At 73.3% G+C, this 16,855-nt stretch carries 14 protein-coding genes and 2 pseudogenes; 8 read left to right on the forward strand and 8 right to left on the reverse strand.

Going from position 1 to position 16,855, the window contains the following annotated elements; translation table 11 throughout:
* Positions 1-14 precede the first annotated feature (14 nt).
* Together AB0I28_RS00220 and AB0I28_RS00225 are read right to left on the reverse strand one after the other, a co-directional pair.
* Positions 15-230: pseudogene (locus AB0I28_RS00220) on the reverse strand (VOC family protein); the annotation flags it as partial.
* A 111-nt stretch (positions 231-341) separates the two neighbouring features.
* Positions 342-1,226 (reverse strand): helix-turn-helix transcriptional regulator, encoded by an 885-nt coding sequence (locus AB0I28_RS00225; protein WP_357488458.1) that lies wholly within the window; start codon positions 1,224-1,226, stop codon positions 342-344.
* 111 nt (positions 1,227-1,337) lie between these two features.
* Here AB0I28_RS00225 and AB0I28_RS00230 point away from each other — a divergent pair, with 111 nt between their 5' ends.
* Both AB0I28_RS00230 and rox read left to right on the forward strand, forming a co-directional pair.
* Positions 1,338-2,324, forward strand: coding sequence for an aldo/keto reductase (locus AB0I28_RS00230; protein ID WP_357488460.1), 987 nt, complete (start codon positions 1,338-1,340; stop codon positions 2,322-2,324).
* Entirely contained in the window at positions 2,324-3,766 is a 1,443-nt protein-coding gene (gene rox / locus AB0I28_RS00235; protein WP_357489260.1) for a rifampin monooxygenase, read from the forward strand. Before AB0I28_RS00230 ends, rox begins: the two co-directional genes overlap by 1 nt.
* A gap of 56 nt (positions 3,767-3,822) precedes the next feature.
* On the opposite strand, the gene AB0I28_RS00240 is transcribed toward rox, so the two are convergent.
* On the reverse strand, positions 3,823-4,944 hold the full coding sequence (locus AB0I28_RS00240) for a serine hydrolase domain-containing protein (protein ID WP_357489261.1): 1,122 nt from the start codon (positions 4,942-4,944) through the stop codon (positions 3,823-3,825).
* Between the two features lie 89 nt (positions 4,945-5,033).
* Here AB0I28_RS00240 and AB0I28_RS00245 point away from each other — a divergent pair, with 89 nt between their 5' ends.
* Both AB0I28_RS00245 and AB0I28_RS00250 read left to right on the forward strand, forming a co-directional pair.
* Positions 5,034-5,573, forward strand: a complete 540-nt coding sequence (locus tag AB0I28_RS00245) for a PadR family transcriptional regulator (protein WP_357488462.1) — start codon at positions 5,034-5,036, stop codon at positions 5,571-5,573.
* Positions 5,574-5,751: 178 nt separating this feature from the next.
* Positions 5,752-6,807, forward strand: a complete 1,056-nt coding sequence (locus AB0I28_RS00250) for an iron ABC transporter permease (RefSeq protein WP_357488464.1) — start codon at positions 5,752-5,754, stop codon at positions 6,805-6,807.
* Here the strand turns inward: AB0I28_RS00250 and AB0I28_RS00255 are convergent.
* Entirely contained in the window at positions 6,740-7,840 is a 1,101-nt protein-coding gene (locus AB0I28_RS00255; RefSeq protein WP_357488466.1) for an NAD(P)/FAD-dependent oxidoreductase, read from the reverse strand. The two genes, AB0I28_RS00250 and AB0I28_RS00255, sit on opposite strands and share 68 nt — an antisense overlap.
* Positions 7,837-8,601: an AraC family transcriptional regulator gene (locus tag AB0I28_RS00260; RefSeq protein ID WP_357488468.1), complete on the reverse strand. Its 765-nt coding sequence runs from the start codon at positions 8,599-8,601 to the stop codon at positions 7,837-7,839. The genes AB0I28_RS00255 and AB0I28_RS00260 overlap by 4 nt, the downstream gene beginning before the upstream one ends.
* A gap of 218 nt (positions 8,602-8,819) precedes the next feature.
* Here AB0I28_RS00260 and AB0I28_RS00265 point away from each other — a divergent pair, with 218 nt between their 5' ends.
* Entirely contained in the window at positions 8,820-9,998 is a 1,179-nt protein-coding gene (locus AB0I28_RS00265) for a wax ester/triacylglycerol synthase domain-containing protein (RefSeq protein WP_357488470.1), read from the forward strand.
* A gap of 3 nt (positions 9,999-10,001) precedes the next feature.
* Here AB0I28_RS00265 and AB0I28_RS00270 read toward each other — a convergent pair whose 3' ends face one another.
* Entirely contained in the window at positions 10,002-12,251 is a 2,250-nt protein-coding gene (locus tag AB0I28_RS00270; RefSeq protein WP_357488473.1) for a tetratricopeptide repeat protein, read from the reverse strand.
* 164 nt (positions 12,252-12,415) lie between these two features.
* Between AB0I28_RS00270 and AB0I28_RS00275 the strand changes: the two genes are divergently transcribed.
* Both AB0I28_RS00275 and AB0I28_RS00280 read left to right on the forward strand, forming a co-directional pair.
* Positions 12,416-12,871, forward strand: coding sequence for a carboxymuconolactone decarboxylase family protein (locus AB0I28_RS00275; RefSeq protein WP_357488474.1), 456 nt, complete (start codon positions 12,416-12,418; stop codon positions 12,869-12,871).
* A gap of 53 nt (positions 12,872-12,924) precedes the next feature.
* Positions 12,925-13,371: a DUF1801 domain-containing protein gene (locus AB0I28_RS00280; protein ID WP_357488475.1), complete on the forward strand. Its 447-nt coding sequence runs from the start codon at positions 12,925-12,927 to the stop codon at positions 13,369-13,371.
* Positions 13,372-13,997: 626 nt separating this feature from the next.
* Here AB0I28_RS00280 and AB0I28_RS00285 read toward each other — a convergent pair.
* Positions 13,998-14,570 (reverse strand): annotated as a pseudogene (locus AB0I28_RS00285) (AAA family ATPase); the annotation flags it as partial.
* Positions 14,571-14,991: 421 nt separating this feature from the next.
* Positions 14,992-15,891 (reverse strand): LysR family transcriptional regulator, encoded by a 900-nt coding sequence (locus AB0I28_RS00290; protein ID WP_357488476.1) that lies wholly within the window; start codon positions 15,889-15,891, stop codon positions 14,992-14,994.
* A 61-nt stretch (positions 15,892-15,952) separates the two neighbouring features.
* Here AB0I28_RS00290 and AB0I28_RS00295 point away from each other — a divergent pair, with 61 nt between their 5' ends.
* On the forward strand, positions 15,953-16,798 hold the full coding sequence (locus AB0I28_RS00295; protein WP_357488477.1) for an LLM class F420-dependent oxidoreductase: 846 nt from the start codon (positions 15,953-15,955) through the stop codon (positions 16,796-16,798).
* Positions 16,799-16,855: the final 57 nt, after the last annotated feature.

Genomic DNA, 16,855 nt, shown 5'->3' on the forward strand with positions numbered 1-16,855 from the left:
TCCTTGCCGCGCGGTCAGTTCCCGGACTCGGCCCTCGACCTTTCGAGGTCCTCCAGGAAGTTCGGCGGCCATTCGACCAGTTCGACGCGGTAGCCGTCGGGGTCGGTCAGCCACGAGGTCTTCGGCCCGTCCGGGCCCCCGGGCAGCTCCTCCGGTCCCGGTTCGAGTCCGGCGGCGGTGAGCCGGTCGAGGGTGGCCGCCAGGTCGTCGACGTCGATCGCGAAGTGCTCGAAGCCGCCCGCCTCGGACGCGCAGCGCGAAGAGGATCGTCTTCATGCCCGCCGATTCAACAGGGTGGCGAGCGCAGCCGTCAACGATCGGCGAAGCGTGCGGCCGCGCGTTCAGTTCCGCTTCGTGGGCGCCTCGTCGGCCGCCGACGGGTCGCGCGTGGCGATCCAGGAGGCGAGCACGCGCAGGGCGTCGGCGGTCGGTGAGCCCGCCGGGGCGGTGAACACGTTGAGCACGAGTCCAGGTTCGCTGGACAGCTCCATCGACTCGTAGTTGAGGTCGAGGTCCCCGACCACCGGGTGGTGCAGCCGCTTGAGGCCGCTGCGGTGGTGCTTGACGTCGCGCGACGCCCAGCGTTCGCGGAAGAGTTCACTGCGGGTCGACAGCTCCCCGACCAGGCGGATCAGGTCCGGGTCGTGGGGGTTTCGGCCCGCCTCCATGCGCAGCATCGCCGCGGAGTCCCGGGCGACCTGGTCGTAGTCGCGCCAGAACTCGCGTGCCTTGGGGTTGAGGTAGGTGAAACGGGTGGTGTTCGGCGGCCGGCGCGGGTCGTCGAACACCGGCGCGTAGAGGGCACGGCCCATGTCATTGGCGGCGATGATGTCGTGGCGGCCGTTGCGCACCCACGCCGGTGACTCGGTGATCGCGTCGAGGACCTGCTGCACGGCGGGCCCGACCTTCGCGGCCGGCTTCCCCGACCGCCTGCGCCCGTTTCCGCTCGCCTTGGCGAGGTCGTAGAGGTACTCCCGTTCCGCCTCGTTGAGCTGGAGGGTCGTGGCGATGGAGTCGAGCACGCTCTCCGAGGCCCCGGACAGGTTGCCGCGTTCGAGGCGGACGTAGTAGTCGACCGACACCCCGGCGAGCATGGCGACCTCCTCGCGCCGCAGCCCCGGCACCCGCCGGTTTCCGCCGTAGGCGGGCAGTCCCGCCTGGTCGGGCGTGATCCGGGCGCGCCGGGAGCTGAGGAACTCCCGGATCTCAGCGCGTACGTCTCCCATGCCTCAACGGTAGGCCGACCCCCGCCGGGCTGGGAGGTTCTGCCTGTACCTGGCTGCGGGCGGCGTGCGGGCGCAGGATGATCGGAGAACGCAGACGGTGAGGAGCAGACGATGCACACACGCACGCTCGGTCAAGGTCTAGAGGTGTCGGCGATCGGTCTGGGCGCCATGGGCATGTCGATGAGCTACGGGCCGAATCCCGGTGACCGCGGCGACATGATCGGTGTCCTGCGCTACGCGATCGAGAACGGGGTCACGTTCATCGACACCGCCGAGGTGTACGGGCCTTATGTGAACGAGGAGCTCGTGGGCGAGGCGGTCGCGCCTCTGCGGGGGCAGGCCGTGATCGCCACGAAGTTCGGCTGGAACATCGTCGACGGGAAGATGCGCGGCACCGATTCGCGGCCGGAGACGATCCGCCGCGTCGCCGAGGAGTCCCTGTCGAGGCTGGGCGGAGACGCGATCGACCTGTTCTACCAGCACCGCGTCGACCCGAACGTGCCCATCGAGGACGTCGCCGGCGCCGTCGGGGAACTCGTCGCCGAGGGCAAGGTACGCCACTTCGGCCTGTCCGAGGCAGGCGCCGAGACCATCCGCCGCGCCCACGCGGTCTTCCCCGTGACCGCCGTCCAGAGCGAGTACTCACTGTGGACCCGCGACCCCGAACCCGAGGTACTGCCCGCCTGCGCCGAGCTGGGCATCGGTTTCGTGCCGTTCAGCCCATTGGGCAAGGGCTTCTTCAGCGGGACCGTGGCGGCCGGTGCGAAGTTCGGCGACGACGAGATCCGCGCCCGCGTCCCGCGCTTCAGCGCGGAGAACCTCGACGCCAACCAGGCGCTCATCGAGCACGTGCGCGCGCTCGCCGAGGCGCGGGGCGCCACCCCGGCGCAGGTCGCCCTCGCCTGGCTGCTCACCCGGCACCCGTCGATCGTCCCGATCCCCGGCACCCGCCGCCGGGAGCGGGTCGACGAGAACGCCGGTGCCACCGCGGTCGGCCTGTCCGCCGACGAGGTCGCCGACCTCGAAGGCATCGTCGACCGGCTGGGCGTCGCCGGTGAGCGCTACGACGAGGCGGGCATGAAGATGGTGGGTCTGTGATCGGTGATTCCCGGACCGACGTGATCGTCGTCGGCGGCGGACCGACCGGAATGATGCTGGCCGCCGAGCTGCGGCTGAGGGGCGTCGGCGTGCTCGTGCTGGAGCGGGAGCCCGAACCGACCGAGGTCGTCCGCGCGCTGGGCATGCACGCGCGCAGCATCGAGCTGATGGACCAGCGCGGGCTCCTGGACCGGTTCCTCGCGCTCGGCAGGACGCACCCGCTCGGCGGCTTCTTCGCCGGCATCCTCAGACCGGCGCCGGAGGGTCTCGACACCACGCATCCCTACGTCCTCGGCATCCCGCAGCCCGTCACCGAGCGCCTGCTCACCGAGCACGCCCTCGCCCTCGGCGCCGAGATCCGGCGCGGCCGCGAACTCACCGGTCTCCAGCAGGACGACGAGGGAGTGGCCGCCGAGCTGGCCGACGGCACACGCTTGCGCTCGCGTTACCTTGTCGGCTGCGACGGGGGCCGCAGTACGGTCCGCAAACTGCTCGGCGTCGGTTTCCCTGGAGAGGCCAGCACCGCCGAGACGCTGCTGGGGGAGATGTCGCTGACCGCGGACGCCGAGACGATCGCCGCCGTCAACGCCGAGGTCCGCAAGACCCAGCTGCGTTTCGGTGCCGGGCATCTCGGCGAGGGGGTCTACCGCGTGGTGGTCCCCGCCGCGGGCATCGCCGAGGACCGCGCGGCGCCGCCGGACTTCGAGGAGTTCAAGCGGCGGCTGCTGGCCGTCGCGGGAACCGACCTCGGCGCGCACTCGCCGCGCTGGCTCTCCCGCTTCGGCGACGGCACCCGCCTGGCCGAGCGCTACCGGGTCGGACGGGTCCTGCTGGCCGGCGACGCCGCGCACGTGCACCCGCCGATGGGCGGGCAGGGGCTCAACCTCGGCGTCCAGGACGCGTTCAACCTGGGCTGGAAACTCGCCGCCGAGACGACCGGGCGGGCGCCGGAGGGACTGCTCGACAGCTACCACGACGAACGCCGTCGGGTCGCCGCCGACGTGCTCGACACCACCCGGGCCCAGGCGGTGCTGATCGCCACCGAGCCCGGCCCGCAGGCCGTGCGCCGCCTCATGGCGGAGCTGATGGGCTTCGACGAGGCGAACCGGTACCTGATCGAGAAGATCATCGGCGTGGCGATCCGCTACGACTTCGGCGAGGGGCACGAGCTGCTCGGCAGGCGGCTGCGCGACGTGGAGCTCAAGGGCGGGCGGCGTCTCTTCGAGCTGCTGCGCGACGGGCGAGGGCTGCTGCTCGACCGGACCGGGCGGCTGTCGGTGGCGGGCTGGGAGGACCGGGTCGGCCATGTCGCCGACGTCGGCGAGGAAGTGGACGCGCCGGCGGTGCTGCTGCGGCCGGACGGGCACGTGGCCTGGGTGGGGGAGGACCGGCTCGACCTGCGCGGTCACCTGACCCGGTGGTTCGGGGCGGCCGTCGGCTGAGCGGCGGTGGATCCGCCGGCGCCGTCCACGGCGACGCCGGCGGGAGCAGCCGTGGCTCAGGCCCGCCACACGCTCGCGCACCGTGCCATGAACCGGAAGGGGATCGCCTGCCCGTTCACCTGGTCGACGGTGCCGGCCAGGTGCAGGTCGAGCTCGGGGCAGTGGAACAGCCAGGTGCCGGTGGCGCCGGAGTGGCCGACGAAGTCGATCGGGCGCTGCCCCGGTGCCATGAGGCGGCCGACGCGGAAGAACATGGTGCCCAGCCCGTAGCGCAGGATCGGGATGTCGCGGAGCCGGTTGCGCCGCTCGGTGAGCGCGTCCAGTGTGCGCGCCCCGGCGAAGAGCTCGCCGTCGAGCAGCGCCCGCTGAAAGGCGAGCAGGTCGCCGGTGGTGCTGAACAGGTCGTTGGCCGAGTCGATCAGTGAGGGCAGCTCGACGCGCCGTCGCCCCCGGTGGAGAGGTGTCGGGGGCGCCGTCACCGGGTCGGCCGGGGCACGGCCGGGCAGCCAGGTGTGCCCCAGTCCCAGCGGGCCGAGGATCCCCTCGGTGAGCAGCTCGTGGAAGGAGCGGCCGCCGACCGTCTCGACGACGCGGATGAGCAGCTGGAACCCGGTGTCGCAGTAGCGGGCCTTCTGCCGGGCCGCGGTGAGGTCCTGCGGCGCGAAGTGCGGGCGCTGCTCCTCGCGGACGATCCGCGTCATCTCCTCGAAGTCCCAGGCGACGTCGCGTCCGGCTCGGAGGCTTTCGTGCAGGCTGGGGCCGCCCCGGCGCTTCTCGAAGTAGTCGGGCAGGCCGGAGGTGTGGCTCGCGAGGTGGCGCAGGGTGATCGCCGGGGTGCGGTCGACGCCTTCGTGGACGTGAAGGCCGGCGATCGTCTCCGCCGGCAGGTAGTCGCCGACCGGGGCGTCGAGGTCCAGGTCGCCGCGCTCGTGGGCCTGGAGGACGAGCGTGATGACGAAGCGCTTGGTGATGCTCGCGACGAAGAACGGGGTGTCGGTTCGCGTGCCTTGGTCGGCAGGCCCAGCGGCGGCCGACCAGCGTGACTTCCCGTCGCCGCTGACGACGGCGACGTTGGCGTGGTGGACACCGCGCCGCTCGACGAGCCGGCGGAGCAGTCCGGTCAGACGTGCGCCGACCTCGGCGGGAACGTGATTGTCGGGGGCTTGGTCGATGAGCATTGGCACGTGGACTCCCGGGATGAACGAATGACTCTCATAGACATGTCTACAAGACATGTCTATGAGAGTCAATGGTCTAGACTCGGCCGGTGGCCAACGTGATCCTGGGACTTCTGCTGCTCGCCCCGCAGAGCTTCTACGACCTCATCAAGGGGTTCGAGGCGGGCGTCGGCCTCTTCTACAGCGCCAGCTCGGGCAGCATCAAACGCGCGCTGGACGGCCTGCTCGCACGCGGGGCCATCGAGGTCGCCAGCGTCGAGGCGGGCGGCCGGGGCCGTAAGGTCTACCGCGCCACCGACACCGGCCGCGCGGAGTTCCAGGCCTGGATGGGCTCCGAGCCGACCGGTTCGGACTTCGAGACGGCCGCGCTCTCCCGGCTCTACTTCCTCGGTCTGCTCGACGCTGACGATCGCGTACCGGTCCTGCGCGGCATCACCGCCCGCATCGAATCCGACCTCGCCGAACTCACCGCCCTCGACGCGCGGCTCGACACCCAGGCCGTTCCCCCGGAGCACCGCGACACCGCCTTCCACCAGCGGGCCACACTCGCCTTCGGCATCGCCTCGAACCGCTTCGCGCTCGCCTGGTTCGGCGAGCACATCGAGCGAAGCGAACCCACGGACGGCTGACGGCCCCGGGCGATCGCTTCCTGACCGGGCTCGCCGGTCAGCCCGAGCGACGGGGTGGTGAGCCGACCGGTTCACGCGGCATCGGCATCCGGGCCCACCGCCGGTCTTCGCGCGCCCGCGCCGGATCCCTTCGGTGGCAGAGGAAGGCTACCCTCGGTCCACTTTCCGAGGAGGTCCCTTGCACGCGCAGGCCAGAGTCGACGGCACGACCCCACGCTCGGGCTCCCGGCCGCTCGTCGGGTCGCTCCTGCGCCTCGCGGGTCTGCTCGGGCTCGCCGCCGTCCTCGCCGCCGTGGTCGTGTTCAGCCTCTGGGCCGGCACCCTCGAAATAACCCCGGAAGAGCTGTGGGCGGTGTTCACCGGGACCGGCCGCGAGGTGCACGAACTCGTCATCTGGGAGCTTCGCGCACCCCGCGCGGGCCTCGCCGTGGCCGTGGGAGCCGCCCTCGGCGTCGCCGGCGCACTGCTCGCGGCGCTGAGCCGCAACCGCCTCGCCGACCCCGTGTTCGGCGGCGCCGGGTTCACCTCCGCCGCCTTCGTGGTCCTCGCCGTCGGAGCATTCCGGCTCACCGACTTCCACGCCTACATCTGGTTCGCCTTCCTGGGCGCCGCGCTCGCCCTGATCGTCGGCCACTTCCTCCCGGCGACCCGCGCGCCCGGCCACCCCCTCAAGCGCGCATTCGCCGCCGCCGGGGTCAGTCTCACGCTGGCCGTGGTCGTCCACATCGCCACGACACGGGCGCCCGACACCTTCGCGGGCTCGCGCATGTGGGTCTTCGGGTCCCTCAACGCCGCCACCGGCGACCGCCTCGCGGCGCTCGCCCCCTATCTGGGCGCCGGTCTCCTGTTCGCGTTCGTGCTCATGTGGCCGCTGCGGCGGATCGACGCGCCCGGCGCGACGCGCTTCGCCGGCGAAGGCGGCCGGAACACGCTCATCCGCGCGGGCGTCGCACTGACCCTCGTGATCCTCTGCGGCGCCGCCACGGCCGCGACCGGACCGATCGCCTTCCTCGGCCTGGCCGCGCCGGCCTTGGCGAGGATGCTCGTCGGCGACGACGTCCGCTGGATCGCCGCGTATTCGGCGTTTCTCGGGCCGATCCTGCTGATCGCCGCCGATCTGGCCGGGCGGACCCTCGACACGACGCGGGAACTCGAGGCGGGCCTGGTCACGGCCGTCGTCGGCGTGCCCTTGTTGATCGTCCTGGCGTGGCGGATGAGGGCCGGGCGGACCTGAGCCCGGCGGCGAGGCGGTCGGCGACCAGCTCGGCGTCCCGCCCGACCCATCCCAGCAGCGCCGAGCCGCGACTGTGCTGGAAGGACAGTCCGACGTGGAAAAGCCCGGGAACCGGGCTCACACCGAAGTCCTGCACCGGCCGGCCGTCGACCGGATCGACCGCGCCGGCGACGTCGAGCCACCCGTAGTCGGGCGCGTAGCCGGTCGCCCAGACAACGGTGTCGGGTGCCACGACCTCCCCGGCGGCGGTGTGGACCGCGCGGCCGTCGACCCCGGTGAGACGTCCCAGGACGCGCACGCCCGACCGGAGGAGGTCGCGCGGGCCTCGCCCGATCAGGGGATCGCGGGCCCGCACGCGCCTGCCGAGGCGGCCGGTGACCGGCGCGCGGACCACGCCCAGCATCTGGAGCCAGCCGAACACGTCGCGGCCGAGGACCCGCTGGGGCATCACGGGCCGAGGGCGGCCGGTCGCGAGGGCCACGTCATGGGTCGCCGACAGCTCGGCGGCGATCTGGACCCCGGAGTTGCCCGCGCCCACGACGAGGACGCTCCCGCCGGGGATCCGGCCGGGCGCGCGGTACTCGCCGGAGTGGAGCTGCCGCACCGCCGGGTCGAGCCGTTCGGCGAGCGCCGGAACGCGGGGCCGCTGGAACGGTCCGGTGGCGACCACGACGGCCTCGGCCCGGTGGGCGCGCGAGTCGGTCTCGGCCACGAACCCGCCGTTGTCGCGGTGGAGCCTTCGCACCGTGGAGCCGTGCTGGACGGCGAGACCGAAATGCCGGGCGTAGCCGGCGAGATAGTCGGCGACCTCGTCCTTGCCGGGGTAGCGGCCCGGCCTGCCTGGGAAGGGCATGCCGGGCAGAGCGCTGTGGCGCGCGGGCGTGAACAGCCGCAGTGAGTCCCAGCGGCGGCGCCAGACCTCGCCGGTCTCGGCGGCGGCGTCGAGGACGAGTGGGCGGTGTCCGCGGACGGTGAGCGCGTGTGCGGCGGCGAGGCCGGCCTGGCCACCGCCGATGACGATGATGTCGTTCATGCCTCCAGCGTCTGCGGGGGAGGGGGCGGGCGGCTTGCAGGAACCTGCTGTCCTTCCCAGACGACGCCGCGGACGAGGTCGGAGGGCGGGGACCCGAACATCGCCCGGAAGCTGTTGCCGAGGTGGGCGGAGTCGGTGAAACCGGCGGCGTGGGCGACCTGGCTCAGGGACTCGCCGGAGGCGAGCAGGCTCAGCGCCAGCCGGATCCGCTCCCAGCGGACGTGGGCGCGGAAGGGCAGGCCGAGCTGCTCGGCGAACAGGTGGGCGAGGCGGCTCTCGGACAGGTGGACGCCGCGCGCGACCTCGCCGATCCGGAGTCTGGCCGGTAGCGCGGCGGTGATGATCTCCATGGCGGCGGTGAGCGCCGGGTGCCGGTCGGCGGGTTCGGGGAGTGTCGTGCCGGTGAGCCGGCCGATGATGTCGTCGACGGTCTCGGCGAGCGGTAGGCGATCGTCGACGGTGGCGGAAACGGTGGCTGCGCGCCAGGTCGAGGGATCCCCCGAGCGGTCGGCGGTGAGCGCCCGGCCGACGGCGGAGGACGGTTCGATCAAGGCGAGGAGTCCGCGTGCCGGGGGACCGGTGATCGCGTGGAGAGCGCCGGAGGGGATGATCGCGGTACTGAACTCGTGCCCGGTGCCGTCGGCGCCTCGCAGGGTGACGGGCTCGGGGAAGGCCGCGAGCACTTGGACGACGCGGTGGGCGTGCAAGGCCGCCGGACCGATCTCGCCGTGGAAGTAGAGGCGCCCGGGAGGTAGCGCCACGCGACCCCGCCAACCGTTCACGATCGTCGGCCGGGGAAGGCGCCGCCCGGTGTTTCCCGTCCACTCGCGCCATAGGTCGACATGGGCCGATGCTATTGCCCGGGAGCGCGCGGGCCGCGCCGAGGCGCCCGACACCGCGTCCAACGGCGCCGGGGATCGTTGAGCATGAGGTGTCCTCGTGAACACGGACGGTGGGCACGGGCTGACAGGGGGAGCGCATGCCGGACACGGCGACGATCGGGCGGGGACAGGCCCTGCTGACCGAGGCCTTCCTTCGCTACGAGAAGCGGCGGGCCGACGGCAACATGGGCCTCGGCCTGCTCGCACGGTTCCCGGGCGCGACGCCCGATCCCGAGACGCTGGAGCGCGAACTGCGCAAGTCGTGGGGCGCGACCGGCTGGGAGCTGGCGTTCGACGCGCCGATGGAGGCGCCGGGCGGGCTGCGCGCGGCCGTCGCGGCGATCCTCGCCGTCCACGCGCCTTCGCGGCCGGTCCTGTCCTGCCGGCCGGTGCACGGTTACGCCGAGGAGGAGTGGGCGCTGGTCTTCACCGCCCATCACGCCCACGCCGACGGCCTGTCCATGGTGGAACTGGCGGCGCGCTGCCTCGGCTGGCAGCTGGAGCGCACCCCACCGCGGCCCTGGGCGCCGCAGGGCGAGGCGGGCCCGGCGCGCAACCTGTTCCTGGCCACGCGCGGCCTGGTACCCCTGACCCGCAGTTTCCTGCCTCCCGCGCCCGGGATCGCCGGTGCCGCGCCGACCAGCGCGGTGCGCCGTGTCGCCTGGGAAGCGGTGGAGGCCGACCGTGTGCGCGAGATCGCCCGGAACCACGGCGCGACGGTCAACGACGTGGTACTCGCCTCGGTCCTGGGCGCGGTAGGCGACTGGAGCGCCTCGCCTTGGTCGGGCGAGCGGCTGTGGACCTTCGTGCCCGTCAACGCGCGCGGCCCGCACGAGGTCGGCACCATCGGCAACCGTGCCGTCGGCCTGCGGATCGGTCTGCCGCTCGGCGAGCCCGACCCGGTGCGGAGGCTCGCGCTCATCACGGCGGCCACCGCCAAGGCGAAGCGCCGGGGCGCGGCGACGGCGGCGTGGGCGGCCGTCCAGTTGCTGCCCACAAGCCTCGCCGCGCCGCTGTTCGGGTTCGCCCTCTCCCCGCGCCAGTGCCAGCTCATCGTCAGCGACTGGGGTGAGACAGTGGCCGGCTCCCACGACGGCCGCCGGGCGACCGAGCTGCTGCCGCTGATGTTCCTCCCGCACGACCGGCCGCTCTCCGTCGGCGTCGCCACCCACGCCGGTCGCCTCTCGATCGGGTTCGTCGTGGACGGTGCCTACGGCGAGGGCGACGAGCTGTGCGGACTCTGGCGGCGGGCCCTCGACGCGTACGGGGCCGGCTGAGGTTCAGCCTTCGGCGGTGAGGGACTCGCGGGCCTCGCGGGCCAGCTTCTCGTCGTGCGGGCGGTCGAGCCGGCGCGCCGCCTCGATGGTCCGGTCGAGCAGCGCGATCGCTTCGCCGCTTCGGCCCGCGACCCGGCAGGTCTCGGCGTAGGTGTGCAGGAAGTTGATCTCCAGTTGCGCCTCGGCCAGCGGCTCCAGGAGTTCCAGGGCGCGGCGGTGGTGCTCCAGAGCCTCCTCGAACGAGCCCATCTCGCGCAGCGCGACACCGAGGTAGTTGTGGCACCACGCCTGGTTGTGCGCCAGCCGGTTCTCCTCGGCCAGTCCGAGCGCCTCGCGCAAGGTTCGCAGCGACTCCTCGGCGTCCTGCGTGGCAAGAGCCAGTCCGAGCGTGACCAGCCCGGTGATCCGCGCCGGACCGGCGGCCGTCGCGACCGACTCCCGCGCGAGGGCGACGGCTTCGGCGCGGCCCCCGAGATGCAGGGTCACCCACCCGTCGAAGGCCAGCGCCTGTGACAGCCCGCCCATGTTGCCGAGCTTCCCGAACAGCTCGCGGGCCTGCCGGAAGTGCGCCTGCGCCGCTTCGAACTCGCCGAGATCCCGGCGCGCGAAGCCCATGCGCAGTGCCAGGCCCGCGGCGAGTTCGTCGTCGGCGGCGCCCGGCTCCTCGGCCAGCTCGTAGGCGGCGATCGCCTCGGTGAGGCGGCCCGCGGCGGCCAGTGCGTAGCCGAGGTCGGCGAGCAGGGCGGTGCGCTGCCGGTGGCGCCCCAGCCGGCCGGCGGCGCCTGCGGCGGCTTCGAGCAGCCGCACCTGGTCATCGGTGCCCCGGTGCCGGAAGAACCAGACGCGGAGGGCGTCGGGGAGTTCGGCCGCCACCTCGTCGGCGCCCAGGCGCACGGCGGCGTCGAAGGAGGCTATGAGGTTGACGTACTCCAGGTCGAACCAGGCCATGGCCGCGGCGGGGTCGCCCGGCTCGGGTTCCCTGCGGTGCGGGGAGGGCAGCGTCCGGTCGTGGGCGACGGCGCGCGCGAGGTAGTGGTCGAGCACCCTGCGCAGGGCGGTGTTCGCCTGCGGCTCCTCCTCGGCGGCGAGGTCGGCGGCGTAGCGCCGGATGAGGTCGTGCAGCCGGTAGCGCCCCGGGGAGGGTTCCTCGACGAGGTGCGCGTCGGCCAGCTCCTCGAGGATCCCGGCGACGCGGCCGGCCGGCATGTCGGCGAGGGCGCCGGCGACCTCGGTGTCGAAGTCGGCGCCCGGCAGCACGCCGAGGAGCCGGAAGACGCGGCGCTGGACGGAGTCGAGCTGTTGCAGTGACATGCCGAAGGCGGAGTCGAAACGGCTGGTGTTGTCGCGGAGGCGTTCGGCCAGCACCGCCACCGTCCACCCTGGGCGGTGCCGGAGCCGGGCGCCCGCCATGCGCAGCGCCAGCGGAAGTCCGCCGCACTGGCGCAGGACCTGCCCGACCGCTTCCTCCCCACCGAGGGCGAGGCCCGCGGCACGGCCGAACAGGCTCGCCGCGTCGCCGTCGGCGAACGGCTCCAGCGAGACCGGCGGCACCCCGTCGAGGTCGACCAGTCGTGCCCGGCTGGTGATGACCACCGCCGACTTCCCGGCACCGGGCAGCAGCGGGCGGACCTGCCCGGCGTCGACGGCGTTGTCCAGTACCACGAGCACTCGTCGCCGGGAGAGTTCCGAACGCCACAGGGCCGCGCGTTCGTCGACGGCGGCCGGAAGGTGGGTGATCTCCAGGGCGTTCAGCAACCGACCGAGCGCGGCGAGCGGCTCCAGCGGCTCGTGACCCGGTGTGAAGCCGTGCAGGTCGAGGTAGAGGCCGCCGTCGGGATAGGCGGGCGCCAGCCGGTGCGCGGCGTGCACGGCGAGGCTGGTCTTGCCCACGCCGGCCATGCCGTCGACGGCGACGGCGCCCGTTGTCCGCAGCAGCTCCTCGACCTGTTCCGCCTCCGCCTCGCGGCCGGTGAAGTCGACCAGGTCGGCGGGCAGGTCGTTGCGCCGGGGAGCGGGCGCGGCACCGGCCTTGGACGCCTCGGCCCACAGCGGACGCAGCGGGCGGGGGTCGCGGCCGACGGCTTTGCACAACGCCGTGACAGCCTCCCATGTCGGCACCAGCCGGCCGGTGAGGTACCGCGACAGCGAGGAACTGCTCAGACCCGTCTGGCGGGCGAGGGCGCGCAGGCTGAGCCCGCTCAGTTCCTTGATCCGGACGAGCTGGGCCACCAGCCGCTCGTTGGGGCTCGACACCGCACCACCGTACCCGTCCCGGCCCGCGAAAACGGATCGCCGAGGCGTTCGCGCAGGTAGGTGCCCCTGCGTGTGTCCCACGGTGTCCCACGGGCAATGCGAGACGGGGCGCGTCGGTGGTCCGATGGCTCATGTCAGCAAGGACGACGACGAAGGAGAAGACGATGGCGACCGAGCGCATGCCGAACCCCGCGACCCTGGTTCCCGAGGCGATGACGGCGTTGACCGACCTCAACAAGGCGATCGCCGGGACCGGCGTCGACGGCCGGCTCCTGGCGCTGACCCACCTGCGCGCCAGCCAGATCAACGGCTGCGGGCCGTGCGTGGCCGGCGGCGCCGGCCAGGCACGACGTCACGGTGTGACCGACCGGCAGCTCGACAGCGTCGCCGCCTGGCGCGAGACGCCCTGGTTCACCGACGAGGAGCGCGCCGCCCTCGCCCTCACCGAGGCCGTGACCCGGCTCGCCGACAGCCCTGACGCGGTGCCCGACCAGGTCTGGGACGTGGCCGCCACGCACTTCGACCAGAAGGAGCTGGCCGCGCTGCTGCTCAACATCGCCGTCGCCAACGCCTACAACCGGCTCAACCTGCCGACCCGCCAGCAGGCCGGCAAGTGGTGACCCGAATGCCCGCCCGTACCGAATCCACCAGCACGAAACCGAGAGGACTCACCATGTCGAAGGACACCGCGCCCACCGAGAAGTACGACGGCTTCACCGTCGAGGAACGCGACGCGATGAAGGACCGTGCCAAGGAACTGAAGGCGGCCAAGGGCAAGGGCAAGTCGAAGGACACCGAGCCCGAGGTCCTCGCCAAGCTCGCCGAGATGCCCGGCGGCGACCGCGCCATCGGCGAGCGGCTGCACGCCGTGATCAGGGCGAACGCGCCCGAACTGGCGCCGCGACTCTGGTACGGGATGCCCGCCTACGCCAAGAACGGCAAGGTCTTGTGCCACTTCCAGCCCGCGCAGAAGTTCAAGACGCGGTACGCGACCTTGACATTCAGCGATGAGGCCGCCCTCGACGAGGGTTCGATGTGGTCGACCTCCTTCGCGCTGCCCGAGCTGACCGCCGCCGACGAGGCGCGGATCGGCGAACTGGTGAAGAAGGCCGTTGCCTGACGGCCGCGCCGCGCCGGGTGCCGGGCGTCCTCTCCCGAGCGGGAGCGGGCGCCCGCTTCGCTGCCCACAGCGCCTCGTGCAGGTCGCCGCGCCCGGCGAGCGCCCGCCCCATCCCGTCGAGCGCGTTGGCCTCGGTCAGTGGCCGGCCGGTCCGGCGGGCGATGGCGATCGCCTCCGTCAAGCGCGACGCAGCGGCATCCCATGCCTCCTCGGCGAGGTCGACGTGCGCGAGGTTGTTGAGGTCGACCCCGTGCTCGCCATCGGCCCCATGAGCCACGGAGATCGCCAGCGCGCGCTCGTGCTGGGTACGGGCCTCGGACAAGCGCCCGGCACGCCGCGCGGACGCGAACTCCTTGCGCTGGCCCGCTTCCGTCGAGGGGTATCGGGGGCGGGAACGCGCGGGCGACGTGCAGTCCGGTGTGGACGTACCAGTCGACGGCCCGCCGTACCGGCGTCAAGGGCGCGGTAGGACCAGGAGAACACCGCGCAGGTTTACCGCCCCGCCCCCGGCCGAACCCAGGACGGCGAAGCGGTCGCGCTCGGCGGCGAACTCGGCGAGCAGGCGCAGGGCGAGGGGCAGGCCGGCGCGCCGCCCGCGGGTCGGCCGCCAGACGCGCCGCTCCGACCAGCGCCGCGAGGAGCTTGTGCGCGTCGGCGTCGTCGAAGCGGTCGAGGGCGACGCGCACGGCCCCCTCGCCGACGACCAGGTCGCGCAGCGCCTCGCGGCTGGTGACCAGGACCGCCGCGTCGGCGCCCGGAGGCAGCGGCCGGACCGCGTCGCCGGTGCGGGCGTCGTCGACGATGAGCAGGATGCGCCGCCCCGACACCTCCGAGCGCCACAGCGCCGAGCGGGCCTCGGTGGAGGGCGGAACGCGCTGGGCGGGAACGCCGACGGCGCCGAGGAGGCCGCCGAGCGCGCCGCCGGGATCGACCGGCTCGCCGTCGGTGTGGCCGCGCAGGTGCATCCAGAACTGGCCGTCGGGAAACTCGTCAGCGTTGGCGTTGGCCCGCTTGCGCGCCAGGGACGTCTTGCCGATCCCCGCGGTCCCGGTCACGACCGCCGGCTTCGCCCCCTCGCCGCCGTGACCGGGACGGAGCCGGTCGAGGGGGCCGGTCTCGGTGTCGCGACCGACGAGCAGGCGCGGAGCCGCCGGGAGTTGCCTGGGGACCGGTGTGTCCTGCGCGCGAAGGCCGAGCACCGAGCGGTGGGCCGCCAGGAGCGCGGATCCGGGGTCCTCGCCGAGTTCTTCGCGCAGGATCCGCCGGGCGGTGTGGAAGGCGTCGAGCGGCGAGGTGCTCGAAGCGGAGGAGGTCGAACTCGGCGGCCGAGGTGGCCAGGCGGTAGCCGTACGGGACCGTCTCGATGCGCCGCAGTTCGGGCAGGAGCCGGCGCAGCCGGAACACGTGGAGTTGCAACGCGCCGCTCACGTCGGCGGGGCCGGGACCGTCGCCCCAGAGGTAGTCGGCGAGGCGGTCGGTGCCGACGGTGCGGCCGGTGGACAGCAGCAGGGCGGCCGGCAGTGTCCCGGCTGTAGCGAGGAGCCCAGCCGCACCGGCGTTCCGGCCCCGCTTACCTCCAGGGAGCCCAGGACGCCGAAGTGGACGCCGGGCGTTTCCGGCTCACCCATCGGCCGTGCTCCCGCCGGGACGGCACAGGCACCCGGCGCACGCGTCGGCGACGACCCTTACCGGGCGCCGTTCGTCGCCGGCGCGCCAGACCACCGCCAGGCGGCCCGGCGGGATGCCGGTGACACGGACGTAGGCGAGGTCGCCGCGAGCGTAGATCCCGGCGTTGCCGGCCGAGATGAGCGCGACGCCCAGCCCTGCCGCGACCAGTTCAAGGCATTCCTCGGCCGTCTCGGCCTCGGCGCCGATCAGGGCCGGACCATCCCGTTGAGCCGAGGCCAGCCAGAAGTCGCGCCCGCCTCCCGCCGAGGCCGGCAGTGCCACGAAGGGCTCGTCGGCGAGTTCGGCGAGCCGCAGCTCCGCGCGCCCGGCGAGCCGGTGGCCGGCGGGGAGCGCGACCAGCCGGTCCTCGGTGGACACCACGCTCCAGGTGAAGCGGCCGTCCTCCGGCAGGGGCAGCCACACGACGGCGACGTCGGCCTCACCGGTGGCGAGCCCGGCGGTGGCGTCACTCCACGGGAACTGCCGGAACCGCAGTGTCCAGCCGGGCAGCGCCTCGCGCATGGAGGCGGTCAGGGCCGGCAGGACGCCCCGGGCGACGCGGGTGTGGAAGCCGACGGTGAGCGACTTCGCCGCCGTCGCGACGGCCGTCCTGGCGCGCTCCCAGCCGTCGGTGAGGTCGCGGACGTGCGGCAGCAGGGCGCTTCCGGCGGCGGTCAGCGCGACCCGGCCGCCGGAGCGGTCGAACAGCGGGGTGCGTAACTGCTCTTCGAGGCGGCGGATCTGCTTGCTCAGCGCCGGTTGCGAGACGTAGAGGCGCGCGGCGGCGGCGGTGAAGTTGAGGTCGTCGGCGACGGCGGCGAAGTAGCGCAAGTCCCGCAGATGCACGTCCATAGCCAAAGGTTATGGCGACGGGTCTTGGACGGGTGGGGAGGGCGCGGCACAGGATGTGCGCATGAGACTGGGTGTGAACGGACTCGCCGCCAAGGCGACACTGGGACCGGCGGCGACGGTGCGGCTGGCGCGGCTGGCCGAGGAACTGGGGTACGCCTCGTGGTGGGTCGGCGATCACGTCGTTCTGCCCAGTCCGCGCACGCCGGAGTCGCCGATGGAGGCGACCGATCCGATCCTGGATCCGCTGGTGCATCTGGCGTACGTCGCGGCGGTGACCACGCGGATCGAGCTGGCCACCGGGATCGTGATCCTCCCGCAGCGCAATCCCGTCGTCCTCGCCAAGCAGGCGGCCAGTCTGGACGTGCTGTCCGGTGGGCGGCTGCTCCTCGGCGTGGGGGCCGGATACCTGGAGCCGGAGATGACGGCGGTGGGGGTGGCGATGTCCGAACGCGGTGGCCGCACCGACGAGTACATCGACGCGATGACGTCGTTGTGGACTCACGACGCGCCGGCCTTCGAGGGCCGGTACGCCTCCTTCCGTGACGTCGACGCGCATCCGCGACCGGCGCGGCCGGGCGGTCCCCGTGTCGTGATCGGCGGGCACAGCCGCGCCGCCCTGCGCCGCGCGGTGGGACGCGGGCACGGCTGGTTCGGCATGGGCGACCTCGCCGAACTGGAGCGCCTGCTCGCCGGGCTCCGCGAGGCCGCCGGCGAGGTCGAGCGCCCGGACCGGCTCGGCCGGCTGGAGGTCACCTACCTGCACTTCGGCGCGGCGGCCCTCGACCGGTCCGTCGCCGAGCGCTACGAGTCGATGGGCGTGGACCGGCTGCTCGTCTATCCGCTGCCGCTGGAGGACGTCGACGATGTCGCGGCCTTCATGGAGCGGTACGCGGGGCTGCTCCAGTAGTCCGGCGCCGGACCGCTGCGCGAACCCGTGATGGCGACTGCCGAGGTATTACGCTAC

The organism is Phytomonospora sp. NPDC050363 (assembly GCF_040655735.1).
Lineage (GTDB): Bacteria > Actinomycetota > Actinomycetes > Mycobacteriales > Micromonosporaceae > Phytomonospora.

Excerpts from the sequence above, each read along its gene's own strand:
- AB0I28_RS00225 (WP_357488458.1), bottom strand. The coding sequence starts at position 1,226 with ATGGGAGACGTACGCGCTGAGATCCGGGAGTTCCTCAGCTCCCGGCGC.
- AB0I28_RS00230 (WP_357488460.1), top strand. The coding sequence starts at position 1,338 with ATGCACACACGCACGCTCGGTCAAGGTCTAGAGGTGTCGGCGATCGGT.
- AB0I28_RS00240 (WP_357489261.1), bottom strand. The coding sequence starts at position 4,944 with ATGCTCATCGACCAAGCCCCCGACAATCACGTTCCCGCCGAGGTCGGC.
- AB0I28_RS00255 (WP_357488466.1), bottom strand. The coding sequence starts at position 7,840 with ATGAACGACATCATCGTCATCGGCGGTGGCCAGGCCGGCCTCGCCGCC.
- AB0I28_RS00265 (WP_357488470.1), top strand. The coding sequence starts at position 8,820 with ATGCCGGACACGGCGACGATCGGGCGGGGACAGGCCCTGCTGACCGAG.
- AB0I28_RS00275 (WP_357488474.1), top strand. The coding sequence starts at position 12,416 with ATGGCGACCGAGCGCATGCCGAACCCCGCGACCCTGGTTCCCGAGGCG.
- AB0I28_RS00280 (WP_357488475.1), top strand. The coding sequence starts at position 12,925 with ATGTCGAAGGACACCGCGCCCACCGAGAAGTACGACGGCTTCACCGTC.
- AB0I28_RS00290 (WP_357488476.1), bottom strand. The coding sequence starts at position 15,891 with ATGGACGTGCATCTGCGGGACTTGCGCTACTTCGCCGCCGTCGCCGAC.
- AB0I28_RS00295 (WP_357488477.1), top strand. The coding sequence starts at position 15,953 with ATGAGACTGGGTGTGAACGGACTCGCCGCCAAGGCGACACTGGGACCG.